Genomic DNA, 26,166 nt, shown 5'->3' with positions numbered 1-26,166 from the left:
GAAATATTGATAAAATCAATTTTTTGTTAATTTTTTAAGAATCAAAAAAAAATCGAATAAAGCGCTAAAAAAATCCCGCTTGAATAAACACCAAATGTCTTATTCAAGCGGGATTCTTCTATTTCTTTTGACAACGACGTTCTTCCTCAGCCAGTTATGGGGATCCTTTATCGTCACTCCTGATTGTATGGCTTTTTCAAATTTACTGGCTTCCATTGGCCGCTTGTAATAATCTTTACTCTTACATCCACAGTTACGGACGACGGTGAAAGCGTGATGATTCCATTGTTTTGATATCTTTTCCATTCCTTCACATTATTACGATACATGATTTGTGATAATTGAAAAACATCAATTCCTTTTTTCAATCCATTTTTATACGTTCTTTCAATTTCTTTTTTCAGATTCTCTTCAGCTAATGTTTCTAAGGTTTTTACGGGCAAGAATTTTACCATTTGAAAAATATCTCCTTGCAAGCTAACCTTCATTCGAAAATGCGGTTCGTGATTCTTTATGTAAGTCTGTGTTTTGACTTTCGGCTTTTTCAAAACGAGTTCCGCAACTGGCTCCCCGTCTTTTTTTAATGACAAAGGTGCTCTGTGTAACTTCTTTTCCGTCCATTTAAACCCTGATAAGTCCTTCTCTGACAAGTAGCCTTTGTATCGCTTCGATGCTACAAAAGCCGCCCCGCTATACTTGAGCAGAGGGAAATCCTTTTTGTCAGCCTTCCATTTTTTTTTCGTAATCGATAAGAAAGGCACTTGTGCTGTCATCCCGGGTTCATATAAATCGGCACTAAATTTGAAAAACTTCAACGGACTAAAAAGGGAATAATTTTTTGTCATTTCTTTTGGGATATCCAAAATGGTATAAAGGGGTGATATATTCAGGATGGTCCCAGTTGCCAAGACATCCGGAAGTGCTTCTTTTGTTCCAAACACCCACATCGTATTTCTAAACTGAAAGAATCGGGATAAAAATTCATCAATTTGTTTAATATCTCCATTTTTCAAAACATTTTCTGAGAGCACAATCGTTTTAATATGCTCCCAAGAGACCCGCTGCTGGGACGTTTTATAGAAATCAAACGCTGCATGGTCTAAAATCTCCCCACCTCCCTTTCCGATAAAAATCGGCTGGGGGGTACGAGTTGCAGCTCCTTCTTGTTTTGCCAAAGTTGAAAAATTGATTATTTGTGGGTAGATCACGTAGGCATCGTCCTGAAAGTCAATTCCTATGGCATTAATGTACCATACATCCTCCACTGGTCGCGTATCCCAACATCCGGTTAACAGGAAAACGGATGGGAATACAATAAGAAGCTTTTTCTTGAATAGGAATTTTATCATTCTTCTCCCTCATTCTTTATTTTCGTACTATCGATTGTATCAAGCTCTTTCGGTCTTCTTATCATCTTTTTAAAACGAACCCGGAATGTGGCAGGTACAACACTAGACGGTACAAGCGGTGAATAGGGTGCCATAAACGGAAGCCCGAAAGACCGTAGATTCACAACATGAATCGTGATGATAAAGACAGCAAGTATGAGCCCTACTACACCGAAAAACGATGATAAACAATAAACAAAATATCTGAGGATACTTAACGTGCCAGTAAGGGACTGATTCACTAAAGTAAAGGTTGAAACGACAGAAATTGCCATCATGACGACTATACCAGGGGACGCAAATCCAGCGCTAATGGCGGCTTGCCCAATTATTAATCCGCCTACCACTGATAATGTTTGCCCAAATGTAGAAGGGATCCTTAGACCAGCTTCTCTAAGAAGCTCAAATAAAAAAATCATGATAAAGCCCTCTAGTGCAGCAGGCAGTGGAACTCCCTCTCTAGACAATGTCACTGTTGCCAGCAGCGTATATGGAATTTGATCTGGATGAAAAGCAACTAAAGAAATCCAAAATCCCGGCAGAAAAACAGATACCATTAAGCTGAAGATTCTTAGAACCCTGCCGAAGCTTGCAAAAGGGGACATGGAATGTTGGTCCTCAGCGTTATTCACGAAAAATGGCAGGGTGACAGGTCCGACTGAAGCAGTCGGTGAGCCTTCAACTAATACAACAAAGCGGCCCATGATCAAGCAATTTACAGCATAATCAGGCCGTCCGGTGTATTCCAATAAAGGAAAAATACTGAAGGATCGGTCGGTAATAAGGTCCTCAATTTGCGTAGCAGAAACGACAGCGTCAACATTAATTTCTTTTAGACGAGATTGTACCTGTTCTAATACATCCGGGTTAATGACATCTTTCAGATATAAAACTGCCACTCTCGTTTTACTTCTTGCTCCGATAACAAATTCATCATAATGCAGTGAGGAGGTTTTTAATCTTTTCCGAATCAAGCCTATATTTGGTTTTATCTCTTCAACAAAACCGTCCCTTGCTCCTTTCAACGTAACTTCCGTACTAGGCTCTTCCACTGATCTTGCAGGCAAGTTGGGTATTTTGATCGAATAGGCCAGCTTAAATTCAGGAAGAAAAAATAGAAGATAGCCTTCAAACACTTTTTGGGCTATGTCTTCCTGTTCTAAATCAGCCTCCAAGGAATCGATTGGAAAGGCAATTTTTGACTCCAATTCCCCTGGTTCACCAAAGTATTCTGTTTCTAACACCTCATGAATTTGAGGCAATATCGTTTTTCTCAATTCCTTTATATCAATGAGACTTATACAAAATACTGATAAAACAGAAAAAGGATGTAAACCATCGGCTATTGGCTGTTTTTCGATGAAGACATCTTTGCACCCATCAAACCATTCCTTTAATAATGGCTCGTTAAACATGAAATCCGTCGTATTTTGGGCAATCCGTTTATTGCGCTTCATTCGTTTTTATTCCTTTCTTCTTATTCACAATCATAGAGAGGAACGCTAAAAATATCGATAGAGAGATAATGAATACGATAGAATAGGGCATAAATTGATGGGATAAAAACAAGTAAAAAGTGTAATCGTTAATAGACCAAGTTGATAGTAACGTGATTATTCCAAGAAGGAAGAACTGTAACCCATTCTTTACCTTCTTATTTGTAATATGAAGAAGATCAGGGATTAGAAAAGTAAGTAGCGACAGCCGGATAAAAGCCCCCACAAACCACTGATAAACAGATAAAAAGTCGAGATGTTCAATATATCGGCCAATTGCAACAAGCCTCCACTCCTCAAAGGCTGGATATCGTTGCTTGGCAGCAACAAACGGGCCAAACTCTGTGATTGCTCCAATCGTAGGTCCAAGAGTAAGGAGTAAAAAAATCATCCCAATCCAAACCAAAGTAGTGAACTTTATTATAGTTTTTATGTGTTGATGAAAGTAGAGGATAAAACCTAGCTCGATATATCCTGATACAGGGTATATTATTCCTTTTATAATCGGTGAGATACCATGCTCCATATATGGCTTCAATAAAATAAAATCTTTATTAGGAAAATTTGCCGTCATGACAAAAAAACCTAAAACAAAAACGATGGGCAAAAGGAGCCCAGCTGTTAATGCAACGGATCGAATCCCTTGCATTGCATTATAAAGACAGACAAGAGAAAATATAACACCTAGAACAAGTTTAGGTGTCATCGGAAGATAAAACGATAAAAAGGTTAACGTTTCCCTTAAAGTAATTACACTCAAGGAAAATAGGTAGAGAAGGATAATTGCGATCAATGGATACGCAACAAAAATCCCAAAGTTTCCCCTAAGCCATAAAAGTAATGGCTCTCCTTTCATACGTGTATAGATGAAATAGAAAATTGGAATCAAAAATATATAGGCAACGCAAGAGAACACAATGGCAATCCAGGAATCACGGCCAGAAACGTCCAATAACAAAGGAATGACTACTACATGGTTGATAATTCCGGTGCTGCCGATTAGGATAAGAGACATTTGCAGCAAGCTGATCGTTTGTTTTTCCATTTGTCTTCTCCTAAGGACTCATCTTCAGTACTAAGATAGTGTAACCTGTTGGGATATTTTGCATGCATAGGACTGGTTATTCCATTGAAGGCTGGAACTCATTTAATATGCCCATTTCCTTACCCAAGTGATTATTTGAACTTTCTTTCATTAAGGCTCTTCTTGTAAACTTTGTTGCTTATAGAACTTAATAAAGGGCATTTACTATGTTTCTAGGCAATTTCCGCAAATGTTCTTACGAAAAGATGCCACGAGGCTTCTATTTTACGGGTTGATAAACTTATACGAAAAACAACAATCTATGCGAAAATAGCCTTCATTAAAAAAGCTTGTAGAATTGTCACAATGGACTTTCTTCTACAAGCTTTTTAAATCGAATTAGATTCCTAGTTTGATTGAATTAATGCCGGTATCAACACATCTGTTTTTGGAGATCCAATTCCTGTCACCAAATCATATCCGGCTTGAGAAGAATATCCACCATTATTTCCTCCGGTTATATCATGGTAATTAGTCGTGTATCCGGTCGAATTGGTAGAACCTGCAATTGAATACAAATTGGTTATAGAATTTACACTTGTTAACGGAGATGTTCGTCCCTGATCTGCCAGTGCGATCAATGCCGCCCAGCAAGGTGCTCCGAAGCTTGTGCCGCCGACTTGGTACCAGCCTTTTTGCCCGTTATAGAGCGTGCTGTCATAAACGGCTACGCCTGTATTTGGATCGGCGTCCCATGATACATCTGGATTTCCACGATGTGTTCCAACAACACTTTGCCATAGATTCTCGTAACTGGGTCTTGATTCATAGGTGCTCATGCCTCCGCCTGAACCGGACCATCCGGTTTCACCGAGATAGGATCCTGAGGAATCTAGTTGTAAATGGGTTCCACCAACGGAAAGCACATAAGGAGATGATGCCGGCCAGGATACACCTGAGCCATTATCCCCGGATGAAGCAACGTATACGGTTCCAGAATGTTGAAAATGGGTATCATAACTGGCTTCGCTTGAGAATTCAGAACCGCCCCAACTGTTTGAAACGACTTGGGCTCCATGAGAGGTTGCGTAATCGACTGCTGAGATCAAATTAGAAATGGAAGCTGATTTTGCCACGACGAGGAGAATTTTAGCATCAGGTGCAATAGCATGCGCCCACTCCACATCGAGTGACGTCTCGAGCGCCCACCCCCCATCCGTTCTGCCTGGTTTTCCGTTCGGATAAGCGATTGATACGGTAGTATCTTTGAGACCAAACTGCTTATCGAATGCTTGAAGATCGCTTTGAATGGTTGGGCTGCCATACGCATCGACAATGGCAATGGTTTGCCCCGCTCCTGTTGAGGTTACCTTATCCAATCCATATGCTTTTTTTATTTGTGATGGTGTGTAACCATTTTGATAGGTCGGAGTCGCGCCATTATTCTTAATATGAATCGGCGGATGGGCCTCCCCAAGCGGCTTCTGCGTTGAAAAACCAGCTAAGGATAAAAAACTAAGAGAAGCTGTAACCATTAATGAAAGATTTCGGACTACTTTTTTCAATTTTAGACTCCCCCTTTTGATTTAATCGTTATATTCTATTTTTCTGGTGTTATAAAAATAGATTAAAATTCAATTAGATTTGGGAAACCTTCTATTTAAAAAGCAAAATACCAGAAATTCATCAGAATAAACTGATAAACATCTGGTATTTCGAATGCTTAGATTATTAATATGTTTTCTAAGATATTTTGAAAAAAGTTCTCATTAATTTTGAATGAATTGGTATTAATTATGAAAAATCACATAATTCATCCAATTTTCTCATCATACTTACGCTCGTCATACACAAAAAGGATACCCAATTCATGGTGATCGCCTTCGAACAGGGCGCGCTGGACGAAGCGTATCTCACCGTTTGTATCAAGGACGTCCAGCTTGCAATGGGCGCGGTTTTTTTGTAAAGCTTCGTAAAATACCCTTTCATCACGAACGACGACCCCATTCACTTTTGCGATAATTTCCCCCACCTGCAGACCCATTTTACTTGCAGGTGATTCTGGAATGACGCCGATAATCATCAAACCTTGATTTTTTTTTGAAAAATAAAACGGCAACCCTTCATCCTTCATATAAGCCAGTAATGCCAACGATTCGCGGCCAATGATTGCAAATGCGCCAATAGCAATCGCAAGAAGCGGATTCCAATAGCCTGCAACAGAAAGGAGCGTGATTATACTTCCAAGGGTTACTACTCGTCGACCATGAAGTTGAATGGCTTCTTTCGGCAGCATCCCTTTAACTTGCTGGTGAAAACCAATCGCAAATGGAACGAGGATGAGCGAAAATTCCTTCGCGCCGATGTGAAAAACCGGCCACCAATCGAATGGAAGCTGAAGGGCATTTCCTGGTACCAGCAAAAACAACGGAAGCATCCAAATGCGCTTCAGTTCATGGACACCAATGCTTTGACCACGCTTACTTTTTGCTAGTTTAGGAGAAGTCCCAATACTGCCATTTTTAATAATCATTAGTCCTTCCGCGATTAACAAAAGCCCCAGTAATACAACAATGGAGGGGTAAACCTTGTCATCAAGTGAATGGAACGCATCCGTATAAGGGATGATCGACCAGTTATTTTCCGCAAACAAGATGACCGCAAAAAAGGCTGCACCCACTGTATAGGCTGGTGAAACCCAGCGAACATTTGTCGTAAGCGACCATAAAAACGTAAATCCAGCAATGAGCAAGATTGCAGCAAAAGGAACGGCAATTCCGGCCGCAATCACGATGACCGATAGGATGAGTCCGATGAGAAGTCCCGTCGGAAACAGCTGCCGGAGTTCAAAGTAGGCATCATGCGCCCGAATATGGAAATTTTTCCGCTCACGTTTCACCCTCATGACGCCTAAAATCCCTGCAAGGAAAACGAGATAGTATAAAACAGGATGAAGAAATAACTTGCCTGTCCCTTTTAGAAGCTCTACAAGCCATATTTGCACCAATTCCCGCCACCTGCCTCTATTTAAATTTCTAGCAATATAGTATAAAAAAAATCTCTTAAAGATTATTTTACCAAATTACTGGCTTAAAACATATTGCTAGTTTCTAGAAAAAATGAAAAAATGTCTTTCTTACTAGTTTGGGCAGGCCTTCTTGTAGGTTTATAGAGTGTTGGTCTCAAATTTTCGCAGAATTTTGCTGGAATTCCGCGGAATTTGGGATTAATTCTGCGAACCCCCTCTCTATTTCCGCGGAAATTCCCGTTCATTCCGCAAAATAAATCACTATTCCGCGAAACCAGTTTGGTGAAAAAAAAACAGAGGCTAGTCGCCCCTGTTTTCCTATTTCGTAATTAACCTCAACGCCGTCTGCAACTGGAGGTCGTTTTTCTCTTTTTTCATTTCTTTTAACGCGGCCTCTTCAAGTCTGTCAGCCGTTTTGGCATCAATTTTTCCAGTTGGCGGGATTTCATACTGCTGCTGGAAGCCTTTTACGGCTATCTTTGTTTGCGAGCTGAAATATCCATCTGTCCTACCCGGAGCAAATCCAAGGGCATCAAGGATTTCTTGAGCATTTTTTACTTGCTCACTATTCATGTCCTGAACAAGCGGTTTGTCAACCTGAATCGGATGGGTAGCAAAGATTTCAGGCTGCTTGATGGCCACATCTGGTTTAATGCCTTTCTTATGAATCCAATTTCCATCAGGGGTCAGCCATTTAAATAGCGTCAATTTAATATTACTGCCATCTCCCATTGGAACAGCTTGCTGGACAGTGCCCTTGCCAAAGGTTGTTTCTCCGACTAGTTGGTAACCACCTGCCTCTTTCAGTGAGCCAGCCAAAATTTCTGATGCCGATGCACTCCCCTTGTTAACAAGGACGACAATCGGGTAATCCTTTTTAGCAGAAATGGTCGAGAAATAACGTTTTTTCTCACCGTTCCGCTCTTGGATTTGCACATATGGCTTATCCTTCGGCACAAATTCTTTTAATATCTCACCAACACTATCTAAAAATCCACCTGGGTTTCCGCGCACATCAATGATTAAGCCTTTTATATTATCATTTTCCAGCGCTTTTAAGTCCTTTTTAAAATCCGCTGCTGTATCTTCAGAAAAAGAAGTCACTTCGATATAGCCAACCTTTTTGCCATCCTGCTTTTTAACGGCAGCGTGGACCGTTTCAAGTGGGATTTCGTCGCGCTTCACATTAATAGTGAGCGGTTCTTTTAGACCACTACGGGCAATTTCCAACTTAACGGTGGTTCCCTTTTTGCCGCGAATTTTTAAAGTTGCCTTATTAAGGTCGAGTCCTTCCACACTCTTGCCGTCTACCTTTAGGATTTGATCATTCGGCTTAATGCCTGCCTTTTCAGCCGGGGAATTTTTAAACGGCGAGACAATGACAATTTTGCCATCCACCATGCCGACCTCTGCGCCAATTCCTTCAAATGAGGATGATAACGATTGAGTGAATTGCTGAGCCGTATCCTTGTCCATATAAACGGAATATGGGTCCTTTAAAACGGAGAGCATCCCTTGAATGGCGCCTTCAACCAGCTTGTCCTGGTTTACCTTTTCTACGTATCGGCTTGAAATCAAATCATAAGCCTGCTCAACCTTTGCAAGGTCAGCAGTTTCATTTGCGGAATTTACAGCTTTATTTTTTGGAGATAACGCTTGCTCGAGGGCGGAGCTTTCTTGCTTGGTCTCTAAAAAATGCATACCAGCATATGTGCCCCCCGCTCCTGTGAGAAGCGAACCTGTCATTAACAGGGCAATCCATTTTCGATTCATCCGAATCCTCCTCAATTAAAATGCCTGTTTATTCTATTTTTATAAGCAGGCATGGAATTCCTGCTCGATTATTAACTTATATGTGAGGAATGGACGAGTTATGATTAGAAAGTTCGGAGACCCCAAAGTGGTTTGTAAAATAAATACAAAAAAGAAGAAGCTAAAAGCTTCTTCTCAAATCAATCAATGTCATGGAATCATGGAAGTGGAACAATCCCGACAGGATTGATGGCATTACGCTTATCCTGGGTCCATGGACCTCTATGAAGTTCAAAGTGTAAGTGTTGTCCCTCGGATGCACCGGTGTTACCCATAACTCCAATTTGCTGGCCTTTTTTCACCACGGCGCCATTTCCGACTATACGTGAGGACATATGGGCATACACAGTGGTGTATACTTGTCCATTAATTGAATGCGAAATAAAGATACAGTTCCCATAGCTGCTAGAATAATAGGATCGAATGACGACACCATCTGCCGCAGCCACAATCGGTACACTTGTATGATTAGCAACGTCTACACCGTAATGGAATTCAGAGCCTCGGCCACCGAAACCAGAAGTGAATCTACCAACCGCAGGCTGTGTCCAATAGCCGCTTGACACTCCAGGTACTGCGCTAGAACTTGCAACGCCGCCGCTGTTACTGCTGCTGCTGCTTGATGAATTATTTTTGGCTGCTGCTGCGGCTGCTGCTGCTGCCCGAGCTTGTTCTTCTTGGGCCAATTTTATTGCCTTTTGAATAGCAGCCTCTTGAGCCGAAAGGATTTCCTCCTGCTCCTTCAAATCCATCATATGCTCTTGTTCATCTTGCTCTTTGTCAACGAGAGTTGCAAGTAATTTATCTTTTTCAGCCTTTTGAGCAGTCAATTGCTGATTCATTTTTTGTAAGTCAGCCAGCATCGTTTGCAGACTGGCCAAGTCGTTTTGTACTTGAGCCTGTTTTTCTTCAAGCTCTTTTTTATCTGCTTCATGCTGCTTTAGGATATCTTGGTCTGCTTGCATGATGGTTGCAACAGCATTGGCGCGGTCAACGAAATCACTAAAGCTATCTGAACCCATTAACACATCGATATAGTTAACCATGCCACCATTTTCCTGATAGCTGCGTACACGGTCCTTTAAAAGCACATTACGCTTTTTAATTCGCTCCTTAATAACCTCGACTTCAGCTTGAAGCTTAGTCACTTCACCTTTAGTTTTTTCAATTTTAGCATTTTTATCGTTAATTTTATTAGTCGCGTCAGTGATAGCATAGTCCAGACGCTTCATTTCGCTTTTTACGTCTGCCTGCTGATTTTGCAGATCGCTGATTTTATCGTTTGCAGCATTTATTCCCGAATGAACATCGGAACGCTGCTCCTGGATTTTACTTTGATTACCCTTAAGTTTGGAGATGGATTCTGCGTTTGTCTTTACAGGCACTCCTCCAAAAATAGTCCCAATTCCCACTACAGCAACAGTAGCAAGGGTTATGACGGTTTTCCTCATCTCGATTCTTCCTCCCTAAACTCTATGTACAGGTAAATCGTTCTTTATCTGTGAGTGTTTGTGTGTTTAGACGAACAAATCAGGAAGGGCAACGGAGTGAGCCCTTCCTGATAATTTTTTAAACCTTTAAGAATTTCCTTACGGACATGACACTGCCCCATACTCCAATCAAAGCTCCCATTAAGATCAGAATGCCGGAAACCTGATAAACGAATGGATCAAACGGCAGCACTCTAATAAAAGTCCCATTAAGCCTTGGACCAATATAGTCATAAGCACGATAGTAAGCAATCGCAATCAGGATGATTGGTAAGATCGAACCAAGAATTCCGAGCCATAATCCTTCAAGGAAGAACGGCCAGCGGATAAAATTATTGGTCGCTCCTACTAATCTCATAATCTTAATTTCTCTACGTCTAGCAATAATCGTAATTTTAATGGTATTAGAGATTAAGAATATCGCCGTAAAGAATAGACCGACAACTAAAACAATCCCGACGTTCCGGCTCGCCTTAATAAATTTAAATAATTTTTCAACCTTGCCCTGCCCGTATTTTACTTTCGCTACATAATTGGCTTTTTCAATTTTCTTCGCAACCATCATGGTATCGGTCGGTTTTTTCGTTTTTACGATAAATACATCGTTTAACGGATTATCCTGTTCAAATAGCTTAAAAGCCTTTCCTTCTTCACCAAGACTCTTCACCAGTTCTTTTAATTCCTCTTCTTTTGGTGAGAATTTGACACTTTTTACTTCAGGAATCTTTTCAATCTCACTTTTCAATGCTTGCTGATCTTGTTTGTTTGCAGCAACATCGATATGAACGCGGATTTGCACGTCCTCTTCAATGGTCTGTGCCACTCTATTAAGATTCATCATAATAACCAAAAAGACGCCGACTAGAATTAATGTAACGGTAACGGCACTAACGGATGCAAATGTCATCCAGCCATTTCTGCCAATGCTCTTTAAGCTTTCGCGGGCGTGACGGCCGATTGTTCTAATTTTCATAACCGTAATCACCTTTCTGCTCATCACGAGCAATTTTTCCGCCTTCGATGGCGATAACGCGATGCCTTAATGTATTAACGATTTCCCTGTTATGCGTCGCCATAACAACGGTTGTCCCTCTGGCATTAATCTCTTCAAAAATTTTCATAATTTCCCATGATGTATCCGGATCCAGGTTACCAGTAGGCTCGTCCGCAATCACAACCTTTGGAGAGTTAACGATGGAACGGGCGATGGAAACGCGCTGCTGCTCACCACCGGATAGCTCTGAAGGGAGCATTTTAATTTTATGCTTTAGATTTACAAGGTCGAGCACTTCCATGACGCGTTTTTTAATATACTTCGGCTGTGCTTCAATTACTTCTAAAGCAAAAGCAACATTTTCATAGACTGTAAGAGTTGGAAGCAGTTTAAAGTCCTGGAAGACGACGCCAAGGTTCCTTCTAAAAATCGGAACCTTTTTCATTTTTAATTTTGCTAGGTTTACACCATTCAACAGGATGGTCCCAGAGGTTGGAATTTCCTCACGATACATCATTTTAATGAAGGTCGATTTCCCAGCACCACTTGGACCAACGACATAGACAAATTCACCTTGGTTAATCCGGACATCAATACCATTTACGGCCGTTACGCCGTTCGGGTACTTTTTATATACCTCTTGTAGTTCTATCATTTATATCACCTAGTTTTAGAGTTTTTTTAAAAAATTCGACAAAATTCTTCTTTCCATTCATAAAGAACCAAAATACAAGACTATGTGCATAAATCACTAATTATTATTATACCATCATAAATCGACAAAAAAAGTGGTAATAATATTACAGTTTCTTTTCAAAGAATACATATCTCACCAAGTTTCCCCACTTGTGACAACATTTAAGATAATATGAATTGTCAGTTTTGTCGAATTTTTTTGATTGCATATTTTCGGGGCAGGATAAAAGAACCATGGTTATTGAGAATTTGAGGATTTCGCGGGTTTTCGGGTTTATTTCGCGGGTATTGGAATGTATTTCGCTTACTTTCCATTTAATTTCGCGCTTTTTGGTGTCCATTTCGCCGGAATTCTAATTAATTTCGCGAAAAAGCTTTTGGACAAATAAAAAACGCTCTGCCATTATATCACAGAACGCTTTTTATACTACCTTTTACTTTTTATCCGCAAGCCATGCTGCTACGGTTTCAGCGTCATCGCCTTCAACTACGTTAGCTGGCATTCCACCTGACTTGCCGTTTTTAAGAATATCCAAAATCTCATCTTTAGAGTATTTTGATCCAACCTTGGTTAGATTTGGACCCATTCCACCCTTTAAGTCTCCGCCATGACAACTTGAGCATTTTTGATCGAAAATTTTGGCTGCCTCACCGCCAGAAGCAGTGTCCTTAGCATCGTCTGAGCCACCGCCGCATGCAGCAAGTCCCATTACCATTGAAGTCCCCAATAGCAATGTTAGTAGCTTTTTTTTCATTATTTTTCCCCCTACAGAAAAAAATTCCATTACAGCAATAGTATAAACCATGTTTAGGCGCGTTTGAAACCCTCACCGAGTACCTCTGCCGCATCCATAACGACGACAAATGCAGTTGGATCAAGGGTTTTAACTAATTGTTTCAATTTTGTGAACTCAGACTGATCGACTACACACATTAACACGGGCCGCTCATTGTCCGTAAATCCACCATATGCAGATAGTTTGGTCACACCCCGGTCAATTTTATTCAAAATTCCCGCACGGACATCCTCCTGCTTATTTGTAATGATCATCGCCATTTTTGAACGCCCAAAACCAACCTGGATCAGGTCAATCGTTTTACTTGTCACATAGAGGGCAATTAACGCATACAGCCCCTTTTCGATATCAAACACGATTGCGGCGGTAAGAACGATAATCCCATCAATTAAAACAACACATCTTCCCAGGGTAAAACCTGTATATTTATTAATAATCTGGGCTGCTAAGTCTGTCCCACCGGTTGATGCCTTCCCTCTAAAGACAATGCCGAGACCAAGGCCGACACCAATTCCACCAAACAAGGCACCAAGCAGGGCATCATGTGTCCATGGTTCTAAATTTTTTGTGGCAAAAACGACCATTGGCAGAAAGATAGTCCCGACAAGCGTTTTTACACCAAATTGTTTTCCTAATAATATAACTCCGGCGATAAATAGTGGAATGTTAAAGGCCCATTGTACATACGCGGGCTCCCAATCAACTACTGTTTTAAGAATAGTACTTATTCCACTTACCCCACCAGAAGCAATTTGGTTGGGCAGTAAGAAAACGTTAAATGCCATTGCAATAATCGCGGAGCCAATAATGACAAATACATAATCTATCGCGGCTCTCGTTTTTGGATATGTATCGGTGATACTGCTTAAAATATTCATGATTGCTTCCCCTCTAAATTCAGTTTCTAATATAATTTCAACTAACCGAAAGTGAGTATAGCATGGGCAAATAGTGGTGTAAATGGTGTTGGGCTGAAGCGGTAAAGGATTAAATTTTTTTATTAGCATTTGCAATTATCATGATTTTCATAAAGGGGAGGTTAGAGAAGTTTTTGTCGTATCTTATTCTTCATATGCTATAATTTGTAAAAAGGGTGGTGATAGGAATGGAACAGCTATTAAAGCAAATGATGGAGCAAATGAATCAGCAATTTGAAAAAATTGAAAGACGGTTTGATGCCATTGACCAAAGACTCGATAGGATTGATCAACGACTCGATGTGTTGGAATCAAGCATGAAGTCCCTAACCGAAACTGTTCATAACAATGCATCTGAAATGCGGAGCCATTTTCGGTACATGGAAATTAAAATGGAGCGTCATGATAAAATGTTTGAAATTATCACAGCTGGCTACGAATTAAAAATCCCTGAAGGAAAATTACCATTTAAGAAAGACTAAAGTATTACCCTCATTATTTCTTCTACCAATCGGCAAAAAAATCCCAAAACAAAGCCTTTGCCGAACAAGTCGACAAAGGCTTCAATCATTATTACGAAATTCTCGAACGTAAGTAAGCGTTAATAAACTGATCCAAATCCCCGTCCATGACAGCCTGAACGTTTCCGCTTTCTGTACTTGTACGGTGATCCTTCACCATGGAATAAGGATGGAAAACATAAGAACGAATTTGACTCCCCCAGCCGATTTCCTTTTGCTCTCCGCGAATTTCTAACAACTCTTGTTCCTGACGCTCAATTTCCCGTTGATACAACTTCGCCTTTAACATTTTCATAGCGGCATCACGGTTCTTGATTTGTGAACGCTCTGATTGGCACTGAACCACAACACCTGTTGGCATGTGGGTAATCCGAACAGCTGAATCAGTAGTGTTGATATGCTGTCCGCCCGCACCCGTTGCCCGGTACGTATCAACTTTTAAATCTTCTGTCCGAACTTCTATTTGGATATCGTCATTTAGTTCAGGCATAATTTCACAGGAGACAAATGAAGTATGACGACGACCTGAGGCATCAAACGGCGAAATCCGCACAAGACGGTGAACCCCTTTTTCTGCTTTAAGATAGCCATAAGCATTATGACCTTTAATAGCTAGCGTCACACTCTTAATTCCTGCTTCATCACCTGGCAGATAATCTAGCGTCTCTACTTTAAAGCCCTTTTTCTCTGCCCAGCGCGTATACATTCTAAGCAGCATCGAGCCCCAGTCCTGGGATTCTGTTCCGCCGGCACCTGGATGAAGCTCCAAAATCGCATTATTTTTATCATATTCTTCACTTAAGAGAAGCTGAAGCTCAAACTGATTTAAGCGTTCCGTTAACTGCAGAAGCTCTTCTTCCAATTCAGCACGTAACTCCGCATCATTTTCTTCTTTAACAAGCTCATAAGTCAGGTCCAGATTTTCTAATGAATCATTCAATTCATTGAAATCATTTACCTGTTCTTTTAAGCCATTGGACTCACTGATTACCGTTTGCGCAGCCTGCTGATCATTCCAAAAATCAGGATGAAGCATGGCATCCTCTAGTTCAGCGATTCTGGCCTCCTTATTTTCAAGGTCAAAGTGACCCCCTAAAGTCCGCTAATTTCTTAGCTGTTTTTTCAAGTTCATTACGAATTTCTGCTAATTCCATTTTCGTCACCTCAATAAAAATTACGTCGTGTAACATAGTTTATTCTGAATTTCATGGGACAGTTCCTTATCCATTATAGCGTTAATGCGGGATAAAATTCAAAACTTGACCGCTGATAAGCAAAATTCTTCGTATATTTCATCTATCAACCTGTCAAAAATGTTACTATTAAATAAGAACAAACCGGACATAAATTTTATCAGAAATTCTTACATAACATGATCAAACAAATAGATAGATAAAGGAGCAGATCGCGATGGAGAAAATAAACCGGAATGACCTTTGTCCATGCGGCAGCGGGAAAAAGTATAAAAAGTGCTGCGGAGCGAATGAAGCTATTTCAATCACACAACTCATTGAAGGAGAAATTGATGACTTGCAAAAGCAGCTGCTGCACTTTGCTGTCTATCACTTTGGCCATGACATCCAAGAGGATTTTGAAGCCTTTGAGGCGTTCGTTGAAATCGATGATGAACAGGAACTGCAGTTTTATGAATTAATCCATACCATTTGGTTTTCCTTTTTTGAAGAATTGGAAGACGGGCATACGATTATCGAAAAATTTATAGCGTCTGAAACTGGAAAGATTAAGCGGCCGAAGCTCAAGCAAATTTTACAAACATGGAAGGACGCAAGAACGATTGCCGGCAAGGTCCTTGAAGTCGAAAGCAACAAAATGACGGTTGAGGATGGGTTTAGCGGCGAACAACTAGATGCTATTGTCGCGGGCATTCCACTTACGATCGAAGAAGGGGCGTTCTTCATCGGTATTTTGGTGCCCTATGAACAAAACTATGTCTTTTTTCCGTCCCCTTTTGATTTGCCGGATTTACAGCCTGAAGATGCTTTCCAATACATTGAGGATAGCAGTTTAAATGCCGATTATGACTCACCGCAAGACTATTTAACGGACTTTTTCATGGAAGTCTTGACGGAACTTCCGATGATCGGCGGCATGTTAGATATTAATGAAATGGACTGGCCGGCACCTATTTATAAGGAAGTAGCCGATATTCTCAAATCTAGGTTGGAAACGCTTGGAGTTCCGACTCCGATTGTAGACACTGGGATTATTCTTTGGCTGAATTTTTGCCAGAAAAAGCAAAAGCGCATCCAAAACCCACTTCTCTATGTAGCTTCCCTGCATTATTTGCTTTGCCAGATTGCACCGATGGAAAATGTGTTCACGCAAAAGGAGTTGGCTGAGCTATATAGTGTTTCAGCCAATAGCATCTCCTCGATTTATTCAGAGCTTGAAACTGAATTATCATTGGAAATCGCAGAACTAATGGGGATTGTATACAATGTCGAGGAAGAACCGCCATTTGAAGAGGCAACAATCATTGAATTTCCTAAAAGCAGAAGTCTAACAGCGGTTGAAACGAATGTCCAGACATTGCCAAGTGTAGACAAGTCTGTTAAAAAGACAAAAAGTCCTACCCGAAAGGTTTCCAGACATGACCAAGAACGGGCTAGAAATTTAATTTATGATGCCTGGCAAACGGAAGGAAAACATCGTTATAAACTGGCCGAAGAGGCATTAAAGCTTAATCCGAATTGTGTGGATGCTTACGTCATTCTGGCTGAAAAAACGAAGAGTCTTGAAGAAGCGATTCTTCTTTATGAAAAAGGAATTCAGGCTGGTGAGAAAGAGCTAGGCAAAGCTTTTTTCAAAGAGAATAAAGGCTATTTTTGGGGTTTAGCCGAAACTAGACCGTTCATGCGGGCAAAGATGCATTATGCCGAAGCCCTTACTATTCTCGGGAAAATCACTGAGGCAGTCATGCAATATGAAGAACTGTTAGAATTGAATCCCATGGATAACCAAGGTGTTCGATACTCCTTGTTTGTGGCTTACATGGATTTGAGCGAAATCGATAAGGCTCAGGCATTGCTTGAGCAATACGAAGAGGATACAGCCCAATATTGCTTCAACAAGGTCTTACTTGAGCTCTACGAGAATGGCTATACGGAACAGGCTGCTAAATTGTTAAAGGCTGCCAAAAAAGAGAATAAGCATGTGATTGCATATTTGACTGGACGGAAACGGCTGCCTGCTTATGCTCCTGAATACTACGGCTTTGGTGATGAAAATGAAGCGATTGTTTATGCGGATATGCATCTTCATTTGTGGCGGAAGATTGAAGGGTTGAATGAGTGGTTGAAAGGGAAATAGCTTGGGTATTTCGGGCAACCAAGAAAAAAGAGAATTTCAGCAAAATTTAAGCCCTCGAAGACTCCATTCGGAGTTTTCGAGGGCTTTTTGTACTATATTTTGGTCTTTTACTTAGTATGCAACTGTTAAACTCTCAATTATATAATGTTTTATTTGATTATCCACTAATAACCCTACTTATCAAAAAATTAAGTTCCTTGAGGATAGGACAAACTCGGTTCACCTTTGAAATCACCTTTATGGCAGAACTCACAGTATACATCTGAAGGAGCATTTCCTCCCTTATCGTCAGGCTTTTCATTATCATGGCAGACAAAACAGCTTCTTCTTTCTTCCGGTGATCCGGAATTCTGCCGATGAGCAAAATATAACCACGTTTGGCGATCCTGGTGATTTGCCGGGCTATAAGCATGACAGGTGCTGCAGAAATAATTGCTGCGAGATTCTTTTCTAACGGTAATTAAGTCTTGTTTATAGATTACTTTCTTTTTGGTTTCCGTTAATAATGATTTTATATCTTGTTTTTCAAGTTCTTTAATCCATAATGAATCCTGATGACAATGGAGACATTTATCTAATTCTTTTACAGCGAAATCACCATGGCGCTGAGTCCAAGTTTGAATATCATGATTTTTAGGTGCTTTGATTTTTTGATGGCAAGTAAAGCATTCCATTGAAATCTTTACATCGGTTTGCTGTTTGCCAATCGCTTCGAGAACAGTCTTTTGCTTAATTTCGGGTAATTCCCTTTCCCATGTGCCTGCCTTCATTTCTGCAGTTTCCTTTAAGTTCACGCCATCTTCTTTCTCTTCCTGATTCTCATGATTATTTATTGGCAGGCTATAAGCGATTTCCTTCCACGGCTGTTTGCCTTGGTTGACTTGGTCGTGACAGTCAATACAGGTGCCCATATTCGGTTTAATATATTTTTCACCCATCAACTTTTTAGCATTTTCCTTCTTCCAGTAAACATAAGTGTATGAATCATTGATTCCCCGCTCAACAATTTTCGCATGAGCCACACCTCTGTGACAGATGATACAAGGAATTCCTTCTTCAACATGTCCTTTATGATTGACAATTAAATCCCCAGTTGCAGTGACTAAACGATTTCTCGAGTGACACTGCTCACAGTTCTCATTAGACACAGCAACGGAAGTAACTATATGGTCAGGTTGCCTGACAATATGAGAATAAACATTTTTCAGTAACTCGACTTTATTTTTGACTACATTTTTAGAACCAGGTTTAATATGACATTGTATACATTTTATTTGATTATGAGCACTCGCCTTAAAAGTAACATGTTCTGGTGCCATTTCATGACAACTAGAACAGAAGGATGGTGTTGAGGTATATTGTATCGATCCATATAGTAAACCAAGATCGTCATCTCGGACAATTCAACAGGAAAGAACGTTTATGATAATCAACGGGGAAAATCGGATACGGGCAGTGAATGGGATGCTATTACTAAGGGTTCCATTAGAATTGTAAAAGGTATGTAAATAACCAAAATCCATAAGATAATTTAAGATATTACAGGGTATCCCACAGGTTGGATTTTGGGATACTTTTTTTGCACTAAAAAACGAGAGGGAGTCCCTCTCGCTTTTTACGGTGTTTTAATTGTGGTGGGCGAATGCGCTGCCTCGATAAAGGAATTGTTTGTACTGTGGCAGGCCGAGCAAGCTTCAGAACTAGCACGGGCATGACCAGATTTTGCCCTTGGATCAGTCATGTTAAGTGGATCGCCGTTTTCATCAAAAATTGCTTTTCCTTTTAATCCGTAAATCGATGTCCCCCCATTGTGGCAGGCTAAGCAGAACTCCCGCTTCTTTTGGTCGGTCCAATCTTCAATTTTTGTTAATGTAAATGACTGCTGATTTTCATGACCAAGTTTATCTTTCAATAATAAAATGTTTTTTGAACCATGAGTATCATGACACTCGGAGCAAGGCATCTGTCCATTTAACGGGTTTCCATCAAGAGCACTGATAAAATGCTTGGAATTAGGATTTATATAGTAACTTAAAATATCTTTTGTAACGTTATTGGTTTGTTGCTGTTTTTCACTATTATGGCAGTTAAAACATAAATTGTAGTCTTCAACCTTTGATATTTGTGTTTTAACTCCGTCTATTTCTTTCTCAGTAGAGGATATCTCCCCCACTGCATTATTTACTTTTCTATAGTGAAGGGTCTTATATGCTCCCGCTTGTTCCGCCCTCTCCTTATAGGAATACGTATACCTTCCATGACAGGCTTCACAAAGCTGGATGCTACTGTCAATCTCCCCTACAGGATTCCCTTCCCATTGATCATCGGTATTATGCTGATACATATAGTGATCTTTTAATAGGTTTGGATTATCCTCGCTCCAAGATAAATGCGGATTATGGCAAGATGTACATGACCCGGATTTTGTTTGATGTTCTGCATTCGACTCTGGTTCATGGGATGACTTCATATCACTGTCAGACAATTCCATTTTAGCTGATGTACCATCATGACAGGCCATACAATATTTATCTGCCACATCCTTAGCTTCAAGTTTATTATTTGTACCTACATGGGTATTATGACAAATATTGCAGTTATTAACGTTATTATTATAGTAACCATGCGGCTGATTTCTCAAATTCCCCATTCCCACCATCGTATAGCCATTTATTGGATTGGTTTTAACAACATCCGTTACAGTTGTAAATTTTTTAATAATAGGATAAAAATTCTTTCCATTATCATCTAAAAGCGTTGATTCATTTGGCAGTCCTGTTGAAATCAAACTTGAGTTAAACTTTAAGTAGTAGGTCTCCCCAGGTCTTAGGTTATTTAATGTAAATTCAATTTTATTATCGGGAGAATCAAACTTAAAGTTACTGATTGGTGCTGGATTCTGTTGTGTATCATATACAACAAATGGGTTAACGATGTTATGTGAAATTGAATCACTTAGTTCAATAACAATAGTTTGATTTAAGGAGACTCTGGTGATGTCATCAAGTCTCATGATATCAATATTGGCAGTATTATCTTCTTCAGTAAATGTCCCATCCGTCGTATAAACTTTTTGTTTGTACTTATAAACATTCATCGTAATCGATTTAATATACGGACGCTGAGCCAAAATTTCCGCTGTATTATTTGAAGCATCGGTGGCACGGATTTTTACTTTGTTTAGTTTTTCTGTAACACTTGTTGTAAATGACCATGCCCCTGAAACAGGATTCAGGGCATCCTCTCGCCCGTCAGGATAAATTACTTTCATTGTAACTGGCTGATCTATTGCCTGATTATCTGAAACAAATCCCTTTACTAACACACCGTTACTGCCTAAACCAATGCTCGTTACCGTTATAGAAGGGGCACTAGTATCCGGTACAGGTTCTGGTACCGGGTTGTCCGTTTGCGCTGGTTGTGGTGCTTGATTTTCTGTCGATGTTGATGTTGGATCAGATATCGGATTTTCTGCCGGTAATGGATCTGCAGCTGGCACAGTTTCCTCCGCAACTACTATTGAGGGATGGGTGATGGAGAAGACAAATATAAGTAGCAATAATATAATATATAATTGCTGCTTTCTGATTTGCGAAATCATAATGGGTCATTCCTTTTTGCTTTGACGTATTTGTGATGATTAATATTCTAAGGTGACAATAGAACTCATATTCATGTTATTAACTATTAAAATGTATTTTTTTGATAATCTACATTATTATTATACTTTTATTGTTAAATTAATAGGGTAACAGAACTGTGAAGAAAAATTGACAATTTCGTGAATCTAAAAATTGACAATTTTGTGAACAAATGTTTTAATAAAATAGAAAACAGCCCACCGAAGTGAGCTGTCATCCTTAAACTTACATATTCCGTTCAGAGCTATCAAATAGTAGGGCTATTTGATGGCTTTTTTTAATAGTCGAACTCAACACCGTTACGGTCTGTATCGATACCAGGAGTTGGGTTATATTGATAAGTGTCAGTGTTTCTTGTTCCTTCAGAGTGTGAAGAAGTATGACAAGCCCAACATACAGCCATGTTAGTGTAACGTTTTAATGCAGAAGATGGGTTCTTATCTAATAAATAATCTTTAACTAATGCTTCACGTGCTGTTGGATCTGTTACAGTTGGGAAGTAGTTAGTAGTATCAGCCTTGATTTGATCATAAGTTAAACCACGAGCATCCCGCATAACAGTTACGTCAGTACCATGTGCATAGTGACAGCGTACACAAGTATAGCTATCAGATGTTGTAGTGTGACGGTATGCATGGTCAAATGTACCAGTTTCTTTACCAGAACTAGCAAGGTAATCAGTGTGACAAGCAGAACAGAATGTAGACATTGCAACGCCGCGGTTTGCTACATAACCTGGGTTAGCAGACCCATTAGCTAATTTGCTTGCCCATAGTGAAGATGCAGTTGTAGTTGTTACGTTGTTTGCATTAGGAACTGAAACGTCTAATTTTACTACATAACCACGAGCAACATTACCTTTTACAAGTGAATTAACAGTAGCAACTAATGTTGTTTTTGCAGCAGGAACTGCGGCGAACCCTTTACCTAAGATTTCACCTTTTTTAAGTTGGTCAGTATCGAATTTATCTGCTCCAGTACTATCTTGGAATGCTGTCCAGTAGTGTTTAACGTGAGCAGCATCAAAATCATAACCATGTAACCATGGATCTGTATCAATTACATACTTAGTGCCATCCCATTTCATTAATTGAAGTACGGTGTCACCATTAACTAAACTTTTAGCAGCATAGTCAGGATTTGCAGGAGATGTTGCATCTAATGTAAATCTATAAAGGACATAGTTAATTGTTTTTGTTCCAGTAGCATCTGTATAAGTATAGTCTCCCGAAGGAACTTTAGCAGAGATATCAGTTACAACTGGAAGATTTTCTAATCTCTTACCACCTTTGTCCGCAGTTAGGTTACCCATACCATTTGGGTCTGGATGTAATAATCGGTCAGAGTAAGAACCGTGTGGTGCGTGACAGCTTGCGCAAGTGAATTCTGCTTCCCAGTTACCTGTACCAGTGCTATTTCCACCTGGAGCTGCTTTTACATCAACAGTTCCGTTTGCTAAGTGGACAGACATGTTTCCATCATGTGTTCCACCAAAAGTACCTGCTCCTGACGTAGTAGTAGTAGAACTACTAGAAAATACGTTATAGAAGCCTAATGTACCATCATGACAAGATGTACATGTAGCATACTCGCCATCTTTGAACAATAAGTTCTTTGATGCGCCTGTGTGCGTTTGGTGACAGCTAGCACAAGAGTTCGTGTTGTTCATGTAAGAACCGTGTGTACGTTGTGTTCCATGAGTTCCGTCAGGGTTTTTCACCATGTCATCAGATTTGATAACTTGGTTGAAGGTTGAACCATCATTAGTACCTATACCAGTACCAGTTTTGTTGGCGTTGCTTTTGTCAACTGTGTTGTAATTGTTGTCATTTGCAGTATCAGTTGTAACTACTCCTGCTTTAACATCTGCAGGATCGCCAGGTGGTGTGACTACAGGATTACTTCCTGCTGCAGAAGCTACAATGCTAAACATTGCTACTAACATCAACGTTAGCAGGAATGAAAAGCTTACTTTAATCTTACTCATTCCAAAAACCTCCCAAAATTTCTCTCTTTTTCTCTCTTTTTCTCTCTCTTTTTGTTTTTGAAAATTTGAAGCTATGAAATTATCCGTTAGCGCTAATTTGAGGCATCACCTCCTTAAAGTGAATGATAGTTTAATAGTATAGTGCAACACGTTGGTTTAAAGTGTCAGTAATATAAACCCGGTCATTATCATCAACGTATAAACCATTTGGAAGATAGAACTGTTCATTTTGATCACCCATAGAACCGAAAGTAAAGACTTGTTCACCTTTTTCATTGAATCCATAAATCGTGTGAGATAGATTATTTACGACGTATAGAATGCCGCGTGAATCAACACCAATTCCACGTGGGTTAACAAAAACAGATGCCCCTTTTCCATCTTTTGAACCGTTAATAGTCCTGATATACTTTCCTTTTAAGTCATAGGCTAAAATTCGTTGATTACCAGAATCTGAAATAAAGAGTTCACCAGTCTTTTTATCAAAAGCTATCGCATTTGGAGCCTTGAATTTATCGTCCTTGTTTGCACCAGTGCTAATTTCTAGTACCTTTTCGCCAGAAAGTTTATAGATAAAAACCTTGTTTTGCTGCACATCAGTGACATACAATTTTTCATCAAAGATACGAATTCCTGCAGGTGATTTTATCAATTTTGCTTTGTCATCAAAGTATTTAATAAACTTTCCTTTTTGATCATGGATAGAGATTTTTCCATTGTATAAGTCTGCGACATAGACATTTCCTTCTTTATCGCCGGCAATCCCATAAGGGAATTTAAATTCACCTTTTCCTTCGCCTTCTTTACCAAACTTAAAAACTGCTGTTCCAGAAGTATCAAATACTTGAACTCGTTTGTTGTTAGTATCTGAGACATATAAGAACTCTCCAATTTTAGCGACATCCATTGGTTTATCTAATGAATTATCAAAGTCACCATAGATTAATTGGCTGAAGGTTGGGGGAGAATTGGGATCAACCATATTTGGTGCCTTTTTCACTACAGATTCCATATTTAAGAAATAGACGGCGGTAAACACTGCAATGGTTAAAATAACAATTCCGCTCATCCACATGTAAACAGTTTTCTTCTTCATTGGTTTTCACCCCTTATTAGCTATTCTTGGCGACTCTTTTGAGTCCTTCTAACGCTGGTTTGTACATAGGGTCATAATTTAGTGCATCTTTGTAAATTTGTTCTGCATTCTTTTTGTCACCTTGGTCTTCTGCAACTCGACCAATCTCATAAATAATATCAGTATTTGCAGGCATTAACTTGTTTGCTTCATTTAGTGATTCAATAGATTCTTTATACATTTTAAGCTTACGATAAGACATTCCTTTTAAAAGGAATCCCTTGTAATCCTTAGGAGAAATTTCTGTTGCCTTTTGAGCCATTTTCACAGAGTCATTGAGTCTGTTTTCCTTGTTATAAACAAGGCCTAAGTTAAAATAGGCATCGAAATAATTTTTATCTATATCTAGAGCTATTTTGTATTCTTTAATTGCATTATCGTTATCATCATTTAAAAAATAGGCATAACCAAGACTTACATGGGACTTTGGATCATTTGGCTTGTTATCTACCGCAGCTTGAGCAGCATCTAATTGCTGTTTGAGTTGATCCTTATCGTAATTGGACCACAAGTACTTGCTGCTTACATAATATCCAGCCCCTACTGATATGACCAATGTCATCACTAAAAGGAGAAGTGTTTGCCACCATTTAAATTTTTCATTTTTCTTTTTCTTCTTTTTATCAGGTTCTTGTTTCGAACGTGTCTCTTTTTCCTGGTTGAGTGGTTGTTCTTGAGCTTCCATACGAACCCTCCTAATCTAGCAGTCTGCTTATTGTATATGACAGGCTGAACATGTTCTTTTTACGTGACAGGTATAACAAAAATCGGTAACCTTTTGATTTGCTGATAATGGTACCGGATGCCTTTCCTTGTCAAATCCCTTATGCATGGCAGGATGACAGGAGCCACATGCAACCATTGTTGTTTTAACTCCCCCGGCTTGTTGATAATTATGACAGGCAAAACATTCTTGTTTATCCTTTTTAGCTTGATTACCATGGTCCATCATCCAACGCTTACTGTGGCTTGCTGGCCGTTTGCTATGGCAATCCTTACAGAAGGTGTTATCTTTGGCATAATCGTAATGATTCTTTTTCTTTTGGTTTGTTTCGCTGTCTTTATTAAGATATTTTGTTAAAGTTGGAACATCTTCATATCCCTCTATTGGAACAGCTGACATATCTTTATGGCACTGGTTACACTTCTGTAAATCTTTCGCTGCTAATTTCCCATGAGCTTTTGTAGAAAAGTCGGCTTTTTTATGACTTTTTGGTACCATACCGGTTGTATGGCAAGTTTTACATTCAGTGGATACTTTTCTTGCCTTGTGACACTCTATACAGGTATCCATATCAGGTCGGATGAATTTTATGTCTGCCATTGCCGCTGTACCAACCTTGCTATCCCATTTATCCAGATCAGTAGAGTAGGTCATTTTCCTATCAGCCACTTTGCCGTGGGCGATACCGCTGTGGCACTGGACACATTCAACCCCCTTGGTCATATGCTTATCATGGGGAATGATGATGTCCCCTGATGGTGTTACTTGACGGGTGGACATGTTATGGCATTTTTCACAAGCACTATCTGGAACGTCATTAGGCATTCGAATCGGTGCAGCAGAAGTGCCTGATGATTGTTTTTTTAGTTGTTCAACTAGCTCTTTAGCTTTATCTTTTGCTAAATCCTTATATACTGCATCAGTATGACAGCTTGTGCAATCCACCTCGCTGTGCGTGGATGCTTTCCACGTATATACCTCAGGTTTCATCTCATGACAGGATGCACAAACCTTGGAGCTTGAGGTTGCTTTTAGGCCTAATCCACCAACTATGATGAAAAGGGCTAGAATCAACACTGTTAGAGTTGCTATTTTGATTAATTTATAACGAATATTGTTTCCCTTAAAGCGAAATTTGGGAGGGGGCGGCAGCTCATTTCGCTCTTCTTCCATACTTGCGTCCCTC

The 26,166-nt window shown here is 39.8% G+C and carries 20 protein-coding genes; 2 read left to right on the top strand and 18 right to left on the bottom strand.

Annotation, left to right across the window (positions count from 1 at the left end; translation table 11 throughout):
• Positions 1–173: 173 nt before the first annotated feature.
• From ABES02_RS10540 to ABES02_RS10490, 11 genes are all read right to left on the bottom strand, one after another.
• Entirely contained in the window at positions 174–1,349 is a 1,176-nt protein-coding gene (locus ABES02_RS10540) for a Ger(x)C family spore germination protein (protein WP_430133970.1), read from the bottom strand.
• Positions 1,346–2,845, bottom strand: a complete 1,500-nt coding sequence (locus tag ABES02_RS10535; RefSeq protein ID WP_430133967.1) for a spore germination protein — start codon at positions 2,843–2,845, stop codon at positions 1,346–1,348. Before ABES02_RS10535 ends, ABES02_RS10540 begins: the two co-directional genes overlap by 4 nt.
• Positions 2,832–3,929 carry a GerAB/ArcD/ProY family transporter gene (locus ABES02_RS10530; RefSeq protein WP_430133964.1) on the bottom strand — a complete coding sequence of 366 codons (1,098 nt, stop codon included), beginning with the start codon at positions 3,927–3,929 and terminating at the stop codon, positions 2,832–2,834. The genes ABES02_RS10535 and ABES02_RS10530 overlap by 14 nt, the downstream gene beginning before the upstream one ends.
• A gap of 386 nt (positions 3,930–4,315) precedes the next feature.
• Positions 4,316–5,473 carry a S53 family peptidase gene (locus ABES02_RS10525; protein WP_430133961.1) on the bottom strand — a complete coding sequence of 386 codons (1,158 nt, stop codon included), beginning with the start codon at positions 5,471–5,473 and terminating at the stop codon, positions 4,316–4,318.
• A gap of 248 nt (positions 5,474–5,721) precedes the next feature.
• Entirely contained in the window at positions 5,722–6,915 is a 1,194-nt protein-coding gene (locus ABES02_RS10520) for a PDZ domain-containing protein (protein WP_430133958.1), read from the bottom strand.
• Positions 6,916–7,254: 339 nt separating this feature from the next.
• The gene (locus ABES02_RS10515; protein ID WP_430133955.1) at positions 7,255–8,709 is read right to left on the bottom strand and encodes a S41 family peptidase; all 1,455 of its coding nucleotides are present in this window, start codon (positions 8,707–8,709) and stop codon (positions 7,255–7,257) included.
• Between the two features lie 197 nt (positions 8,710–8,906).
• Complete coding sequence (locus ABES02_RS10510) at positions 8,907–10,199, bottom strand: murein hydrolase activator EnvC family protein (RefSeq protein ID WP_430133952.1); 1,293 nt, start codon at positions 10,197–10,199, stop codon at positions 8,907–8,909.
• A gap of 118 nt (positions 10,200–10,317) precedes the next feature.
• Positions 10,318–11,211 carry a permease-like cell division protein FtsX gene (ftsX, locus tag ABES02_RS10505; protein WP_430133949.1) on the bottom strand — a complete coding sequence of 298 codons (894 nt, stop codon included), beginning with the start codon at positions 11,209–11,211 and terminating at the stop codon, positions 10,318–10,320.
• Entirely contained in the window at positions 11,201–11,887 is a 687-nt protein-coding gene (gene ftsE, locus ABES02_RS10500; RefSeq protein ID WP_430133947.1) for a cell division ATP-binding protein FtsE, read from the bottom strand. The genes ftsX and ftsE overlap by 11 nt, the downstream gene beginning before the upstream one ends.
• Before the next feature lie 475 nt (positions 11,888–12,362).
• Positions 12,363–12,683 carry a cytochrome c551 gene (cccB, locus tag ABES02_RS10495; protein WP_430133944.1) on the bottom strand — a complete coding sequence of 107 codons (321 nt, stop codon included), beginning with the start codon at positions 12,681–12,683 and terminating at the stop codon, positions 12,363–12,365.
• A gap of 53 nt (positions 12,684–12,736) precedes the next feature.
• Entirely contained in the window at positions 12,737–13,603 is an 867-nt protein-coding gene (locus tag ABES02_RS10490) for a YitT family protein (RefSeq protein ID WP_430133941.1), read from the bottom strand.
• A gap of 227 nt (positions 13,604–13,830) precedes the next feature.
• Between ABES02_RS10490 and ABES02_RS10485 the strand changes: the two genes are divergently transcribed.
• Entirely contained in the window at positions 13,831–14,124 is a 294-nt protein-coding gene (locus ABES02_RS10485; protein WP_430133938.1) for a hypothetical protein, read from the top strand.
• Positions 14,125–14,215: 91 nt separating this feature from the next.
• Here the strand turns inward: ABES02_RS10485 and prfB are convergent.
• Positions 14,216–15,317 (bottom strand): peptide chain release factor 2 gene (gene prfB / locus ABES02_RS10480; RefSeq protein WP_430133936.1). Its coding sequence is split into 2 segments (ribosomal slippage): positions 14,216–15,244 and positions 15,246–15,317, totalling 1,101 coding nucleotides; the frame shifts between segments, so codons are not numbered across the junction.
• A gap of 256 nt (positions 15,318–15,573) precedes the next feature.
• Here prfB and ABES02_RS10475 point away from each other — a divergent pair.
• A complete protein-coding gene (locus ABES02_RS10475) occupies positions 15,574–17,493 on the top strand; it encodes an SEC-C metal-binding domain-containing protein (protein ID WP_430133934.1) in 1,920 nt (639 codons plus the stop codon).
• 188 nt (positions 17,494–17,681) lie between these two features.
• Here the strand turns inward: ABES02_RS10475 and ABES02_RS10470 are convergent, their stop codons facing one another.
• The 6 genes from ABES02_RS10470 to ABES02_RS10445 all read right to left on the bottom strand — a co-directional run bounded on the left by ABES02_RS10470 (position 17,682) and on the right by ABES02_RS10445 (position 26,153).
• Positions 17,682–18,857 (bottom strand): NapC/NirT family cytochrome c, encoded by a 1,176-nt coding sequence (locus ABES02_RS10470; RefSeq protein WP_430134909.1) that lies wholly within the window; start codon positions 18,855–18,857, stop codon positions 17,682–17,684.
• Between the two features lie 251 nt (positions 18,858–19,108).
• The gene (locus ABES02_RS10465) at positions 19,109–21,094 is read right to left on the bottom strand and encodes a cytochrome c3 family protein (RefSeq protein ID WP_430133931.1); all 1,986 of its coding nucleotides are present in this window, start codon (positions 21,092–21,094) and stop codon (positions 19,109–19,111) included.
• A 317-nt stretch (positions 21,095–21,411) separates the two neighbouring features.
• Positions 21,412–23,121: a cytochrome c3 family protein gene (locus ABES02_RS10460; RefSeq protein WP_430133928.1), complete on the bottom strand. Its 1,710-nt coding sequence runs from the start codon at positions 23,119–23,121 to the stop codon at positions 21,412–21,414.
• A gap of 130 nt (positions 23,122–23,251) precedes the next feature.
• Complete coding sequence (locus ABES02_RS10455; RefSeq protein ID WP_430133926.1) at positions 23,252–24,217, bottom strand: 6-bladed beta-propeller; 966 nt, start codon at positions 24,215–24,217, stop codon at positions 23,252–23,254.
• Between the two features lie 16 nt (positions 24,218–24,233).
• The gene (locus ABES02_RS10450) at positions 24,234–24,941 is read right to left on the bottom strand and encodes a tetratricopeptide repeat protein (protein ID WP_430133923.1); all 708 of its coding nucleotides are present in this window, start codon (positions 24,939–24,941) and stop codon (positions 24,234–24,236) included.
• 27 nt (positions 24,942–24,968) lie between these two features.
• Positions 24,969–26,153 carry a NapC/NirT family cytochrome c gene (locus ABES02_RS10445; RefSeq protein WP_430133920.1) on the bottom strand — a complete coding sequence of 395 codons (1,185 nt, stop codon included), beginning with the start codon at positions 26,151–26,153 and terminating at the stop codon, positions 24,969–24,971.
• Positions 26,154–26,166: the final 13 nt, after the last annotated feature.

It is taken from the genome of Neobacillus pocheonensis, assembly GCF_050477905.1.
GTDB lineage: Bacteria > Bacillota > Bacilli > Bacillales > Cytobacillaceae > Neobacillus > Neobacillus pocheonensis_A.
This window is presented reverse-complemented; position numbering and strand designations above follow the sequence as displayed.